This window comes from Pseudomonadota bacterium (assembly GCA_039815145.1).
GTDB lineage: Bacteria > Pseudomonadota > Gammaproteobacteria > Steroidobacterales > JBCBZW01 > JBCBZW01.
In genome coordinates this window covers 1-5,599 of record JBCBZW010000213.1, presented here as the reverse complement: position 1 = coordinate 5,599, position 5,599 = coordinate 1, and the positions used below count along the sequence as shown (strand labels likewise).

The 5,599-nt window shown below is 64.9% G+C and carries 5 protein-coding genes; 3 read left to right on the top strand and 2 right to left on the bottom strand.

Annotated features, from left to right (window positions below; genetic code table 11):
- Positions 1-467, bottom strand: a 467-nt coding sequence (locus tag AAF184_24420; GenBank protein ID MEO0425501.1) for an RpiB/LacA/LacB family sugar-phosphate isomerase, incomplete at its 3' end; no start/stop codon positions are given.
- A 410-nt stretch (positions 468-877) separates the two neighbouring features.
- Between AAF184_24420 and AAF184_24415 the strand changes: the two genes are divergently transcribed.
- A complete protein-coding gene (locus AAF184_24415; protein ID MEO0425500.1) occupies positions 878-1,258 on the top strand; it encodes a VOC family protein in 381 nt (126 codons plus the stop codon).
- A 102-nt stretch (positions 1,259-1,360) separates the two neighbouring features.
- Here the strand turns inward: AAF184_24415 and AAF184_24410 are convergent, their stop codons facing one another.
- Positions 1,361-3,439: a TonB-dependent receptor gene (locus AAF184_24410; protein ID MEO0425499.1), complete on the bottom strand. Its 2,079-nt coding sequence runs from the start codon at positions 3,437-3,439 to the stop codon at positions 1,361-1,363.
- Positions 3,440-3,765: 326 nt separating this feature from the next.
- Between AAF184_24410 and AAF184_24405 the strand changes: the two genes are divergently transcribed.
- The gene (locus AAF184_24405) at positions 3,766-4,998 is read left to right on the top strand and encodes a sialidase family protein (protein ID MEO0425498.1); all 1,233 of its coding nucleotides are present in this window, start codon (positions 3,766-3,768) and stop codon (positions 4,996-4,998) included.
- 71 nt (positions 4,999-5,069) lie between these two features.
- Positions 5,070-5,599, top strand: a 530-nt coding sequence (locus AAF184_24400; GenBank protein ID MEO0425497.1) for a hypothetical protein, incomplete at its 3' end; no start/stop codon positions are given.

The following is a 5,599-nucleotide window of genomic DNA, read 5'->3' as shown; positions in this document are numbered from 1 at the left end:
CCGCGGTTCTTCGCCATGATGGCCGCACGCTCCTTGGGATAGCCCACGCCGCGTTCGTGCTCGAGCAGCTTTCGGTAGCAATCCTCGAGGTTGAGCTCGGCGGCCCAGCCAAAGCCTTTGGCGTAGGGCATGGACATGGCATTGCCGTCGTTTATCTGCCCGAACAGAAACGCGTCGGTGGGATCGATCACCAGGCCGCAGAACACGCCAGGCATTGAATTGCACGCGAGCATCGAGCCCATGCCGGTCCCGCAGCCGGTCACGACGAAATCGGCGGCGCCGGAGTTCAGCAGGATGCCCGTCAGCAAGCCGTTCATCACGTACGTGAGGTTCGCCGCATCGTCCGGCCCGTACATGCCGTAGTGGTGCACCTCGTGCCCCAGCGGTTCGGCAACGTTCCGAAGCGCCTGCTCGACAATGCTGCTTTTTGCAGCCTGGCTGTTCTCGATGACCAGTGCGATCTTCATTGGCGTCTTGTTCTCCATTCAATGGGCCAGTGGCCGCTCCCGTTTCGCCAAAGAATAGTCGAAAAGTGCGGAGGAATCGTCGCCGCTCAAGTGGGCAACTAGCCACGCAAGCTATTGTCCTGGGGACATTTTTTGTAGGCCACGGCTAGGTTGCTGAAAGACCGCGTATTGGGCGCTAGCGACCGGCACCTCGCATCCCCAGATGGCACAGCAAGCTCAGCTGGCGCGTCTTGATACGAGCCTCCCCTATGCGCTGGTAAGCGCCGCCGCGGCAGCCGCCAGGCGCCCTGTTACTTTTTGGCTCCAGCCGCAACCCGCTAAGGCTCTACAGATCCACTGTCCACGGCTCAGCCAGGCGCAGGCGTTTCGCCGCCGTGGCGTATTTCAATCGACAAAGGAGTGCCTAGCCGATGTTCTCTCACGTAGTACTTGGCAGTAACAACATCGAGGAGTCCAAGCGCTTCTACGATGCGACCCTGGGGGCGATCGGCGTAAACCCCGGCAGCCTCGACGCGAAGGGGCGTGCCGTCTACGCCCACGGCGGTCGGCTCCTGCTCATCACCCTGCCGATCGACGGCGAGCCCGCCACCCATGCCAACGGCGGCACCGTCGGCTTTGCCGTCGAATCCCCGGAGCAGGCCGACGCCTGGCACGCCGCGGGCCTCGCTAACGGCGGCACCGCCTGTGAGGATCCACCCGGCGAGCGCGAGATGGACATCGGCAAGTTCTACCTCGCCTACCTACGGGATCCTGCAGGTAACAAGCTGTGCGCTTTGATGCCGATAGCGTAGGCGAGTCGCGACAAACCGCGCACTGAGACAGCTGAACAGGCGGAGCGGGGCCCATTACCCCGCTCCGGCCAGTCCCTACTCCGAGCCGGCAACCCGGCGCGGCTAGAAGTTCCCGCTCACCTGCACGGTCAGGGTGCGCCCACGGGACTGATCGCGCAGCTCACGAAACGCCAACGGCGCGGTGTTGCGTGGGCCAGCAAACACCCGTCGATCGCGCGCATCGCCGCCACGGAAGATGTCTTCCACCTGGAGCCGAATCCGCAGGCCCTTGACGGCGCGGGTCTCGATGAAGGCGTCGGCGTCGAAGCGCTGGCCTCGGGCCTCCTCCTCATCGAGGCCGAACAAGGGAAAGTCCGGCAGCGTGAACGCGACGATCTGCCAGGCGAACTTCGCCTTCTGCAGATCCTGGCGCAAGGTGGCGAAGAAATCCCAAGGACGCTCACTCGACAGCGCACGGGCAACCCCGGTCAACGGATCCGTCACGGACGACGTCTGCCAGGACCCTTCCAGATCCAATCGCCCGTTCGTCAAGCCCAGCTTATCGAGCGGTAGAGTGGCCTGCCCATTCACGCCTGAGCGCCGACCCGAGCCGATGTTGCCCGGCACCTCGAGGATGCCTTCCAGGGGCAGCACGTCCTGCACGTCATCGATACGGTCATGGAAACCCGTGACCGTCAGCACCCCGAAGCTGCCGAAGCGGCGCTCCAGCGTCATGTCGACGGTCAGGGTGCGCTCCGGCACCAGATTCGGGTTACCGAGGGAGAGCTCCACATCGCCGAGGTCTGCCCGGCTCACGAAGTCGAAGAAGTTGAGCTGCGCCACTTGTCGAAGCGCCCGGGCGCGTAGCTGGGTTTTCGGCTGCGGCGAGTAGGTCAACGTGAGGCTTGGCTTCCAAAAGAAGAAGCTACGATCTTCCGCAAAACCACCGGTTTGCGTGATCGTGGATGCTTCACCGGCTGCCATGACGTTCACGGACACCGCCCCCACCTTGAAGGTGTCGGCCAGAGAGAAGTCCAGGCGACGTTCGTCGACTTGCGTGTTGGCGCCGGGCACGTCCTGCGGCACCAGCGCATCGCCTTCTAACTCGCTCAACGCGAATTCGCTGTCTAGGCCGTTCAGGGCACCTTCCACGGAGAGTTCGAGCAAGTGCCCCTCGACGCCGGCGTAGTCGAGTTCGACGCGCGCGATCGCCTCCGTGTCCAGGGTGTCGAAGAAGGTTTCCGTCTCCGTTATGCCCTGCGCGTCGATCTCGCCGCGCACGAGGGAGTTGGTCTCACGGAAATCGGCCTGGCGGTACAGACCGATGAGCTTGGCAGTGAACTGCTCGCCGAAGGGGCGCTCGATGTCCCCGCCCACTTCGAAGGAGATCTCACGATCCTCATCGCCCTGGAACAAGCGAAAGGAATCGCCCGGAAAAGGCGTTCGGTCGGAGGTCTCGCCGCCTTCCTCGTCGAAGAACCCGAACGACGCGTTCAAGGCGTACTTGGTGACCCCACGTTTCGTGTTCGCGATCAGCGAGATACTCCCCCGCTCGCCCGTTTCTTCGAAGATCTCGTCGCGAAACTCGAGGAGCTCATCCTCCGGGCCGAGCAGCTGCTCATCGCGCTCGAAGATGCGTTGGTAGCGACTGGCGTCCATGGCGAGGGTGTAGTCGATGCCGGCGACGTTGCTCGAGTAGCTCGCCTCGGCGAACGGCAGCACTTTGCTCTGAGGCTGCAGGGTGGACACGCCGGCCGTCCATGCGCCGGACGCGGCGCCCGCCTTGCGGATGATGTCTGCCACGACCGTCTGGCCCTGGAGGTCCAGGCCGCCTACCTGGCCACGGATGAGATCGATGCGCTCCACATCGGCGGCGGGGATACGGCCGAGGATGCTGGACGGGCTCTCACTCTTGGCGGAGACGCGCTCGCTGTTGATCAGCACATTGCCGGCCGCGCCGCCGAAGCCGCGTGTGTCACCGCCACCACCGTTGTCGAGGGAGAAGCCCGGCAGGTTCTGGACCATATCCAGCGCCGTCACCGGTGCGTAGCGGGCGAAGAACTCGGGCGGGTAGCTCACCGTGCAGGCGCCGCTCTCGCACACCGCCTCCGGTGATTCGAAGGCACCACCTTGAGCCATGGCGAGGGTGAAAGGGAGCAAGCCGCAGCACATGAGCGGCAAGGTCAGGTGGAAACGACGCAAGGCGAACAACTTTGGAAACGGCTGGAGGATAAGTACGTGAGGTCAGCAACCCGTGGTCGGATAGTCTACTCAGACGAGAGGCGGACCGCTCCCTGGCGTTGCCCCATAGGCCGTCGGGCGGCAGATCCTGCGGCGTAAACCCGGTTAACGGCGTCCCGCGCTTGATATCGTGCTGGGTTAGATCGGGCCACGTAGGCGGCGCAGCGCCGTCTGCGACATTCAAACCATCACCACACAGACGACATCGCACTGATGTAGAGCGCGTATGGTTGAGCCGCCCAGAGGCGTCTCGGTCCACGCGCGTGCGCACCGCCTGGGAGGCAGCGATGACCCGTCCGCCAATTGTGCTGGCGCTCTTCGGAATCCTGATGACGTCAGGACTACTCGCACAGTCTGACAAGGACACGCCCGCTGCCCTGCAGCCACCCAGCGTCCAACATCTCGACGTGCTGGCGCGCGAGACCATGGTCGTTGAGCACCCGTCGGGCACCCTGTTCGTCGCTGGCCATCGCGGCGGCAAACTGGGCGACCCGCCGCTGCTATGGAAGAGCCAGGATGACGGTCTCAGTTGGGCTCGGGTCGACGTTGGGAGTGCTGCCGACGATGCCAACGGCAACGCCGACGTCGATCTCGCCGTCGGCCCACACGGCACGCTCTACTTCGTCACCATGGGCATCGACGTCGACACCTACAAGGGCACCCACATCGCCGTCGGGGTGAGCGAAGACGTCGGCACCACCTGGCGCTGGACCACTCTGTCCCAAAAGACCCTGGACGATCGACCCTGGGTCGGCGTCACGCCCGACGGCACGGCGCACGTGGTGTGGAATGACGGCCAGGGCGTGAGCCATGGCGTGAGCACGGATCGCGGCAGCACGTGGCACGAGCGCGAGCGGATCTACCCCAAGGGATGCTCGAGCCACCTGGCCGTCGGCCCCGCCGGCGAACTCGCCGTTCGAATCACGCCGGACTCCGCGTCCTCGCACCGATACCACGAAGGCGTCGAATTCGTGGCCGTCAGCGTGGATGGCGGCGAGACCTGGCACATCCATGATGTCCCGGGAGAACGCTACTGGGATCCGGAGTGGGAATACCCAGACAGCTCGCCGCGGTGGGTCGAACCCGTCGCCTGGGACGCGGCCGGTGCCCTGTACCTGTTCTGGAGCGAGGATCGCGTGCTGCACACCGCCCGCTCGCTCGACCACGGGGCCACCTGGCGGGCTTGGGATCTGGGCGCCGAGCAGGGCTTCGCCTTCTTTCCCTACCTTGTCGGGGGTGATGAGGGCAGAGTGCTCGCCACGTGGCACGCCGGCGAAAAGCGCGGGCCCACATCACTGCACGTCGGCCTGGTGGATTTCAGTGACGGCGCGCCCCAGATGCGGCGACTCGCATCCTTCCTGCCTGACTCCTGGAGTGGGCAGCCGAAGGTTCAGGCTGCCGCCGGCGAGTACTTTCCGGCCGTCTTTCTGTCAGACGGCGATATCGGCGTGGTGTCGACGATCCAGGACGCCGAGGAGAAGCGCTTCGGCTTCGAGTGGCGGCGCCTGAGAATGGAGTAGCCACCGCATAAACCGTTGCCCGGCGGATGCCATCTAAGGGCCCGTACATCCCCAACGCGATGGAGCGAAGCATGGCTATCGTCAAAAAACCCGCCCGAAGCGCCGCCACCAGGACGCGCCTCGGCCGCTCGGCACTCGCCCTGTGTGCGACCGCTGCACTGACCGCCACCGCCGCCGATGCCGCCCAGGACGACGATTGCCTCGACACCAAGGAAATCTCAGAGGAAATCACCCTCGAGGGCTTCCGTGACATCGCCGTCGACGCCGCCGCCGGCTCGCTCACGATCGTCGGTCGCCCCGCGCTCAGGACGGTGCGGGTGAGGGGCCTTGCATGCGCCCGCCGCGACGGCGATCTGGAGAAGATCTCCCTCGAATCGAACATCGATGGCACCACCCTGACCCTGCGTACGGTCTTGCCACCCGTGATCAGGGACCGCCTCGGCAATCTCAACGCCAAGCTCGACCTGGTGGTGGAGATGCCGAGTGATCTGGCGCTGCGCGTGGTGGATACGACGGGCTCGATGAAGGTGAGCGACGTCGCGTCAGTGGACATCGAGGACGAGACGGGATCGATTCAGGTGCGGGACGTGCCCGGCCTCGT

What these genes read in the sequence shown, in the direction of transcription:
- AAF184_24415 (MEO0425500.1), top strand. Translation starts at nt 878, where the DNA reads ATGTTCTCTCACGTAGTACTTGGCAGTAACAACATCGAGGAGTCCAAG.
- AAF184_24405 (MEO0425498.1), top strand. Translation starts at nt 3,766, where the DNA reads ATGACCCGTCCGCCAATTGTGCTGGCGCTCTTCGGAATCCTGATGACG.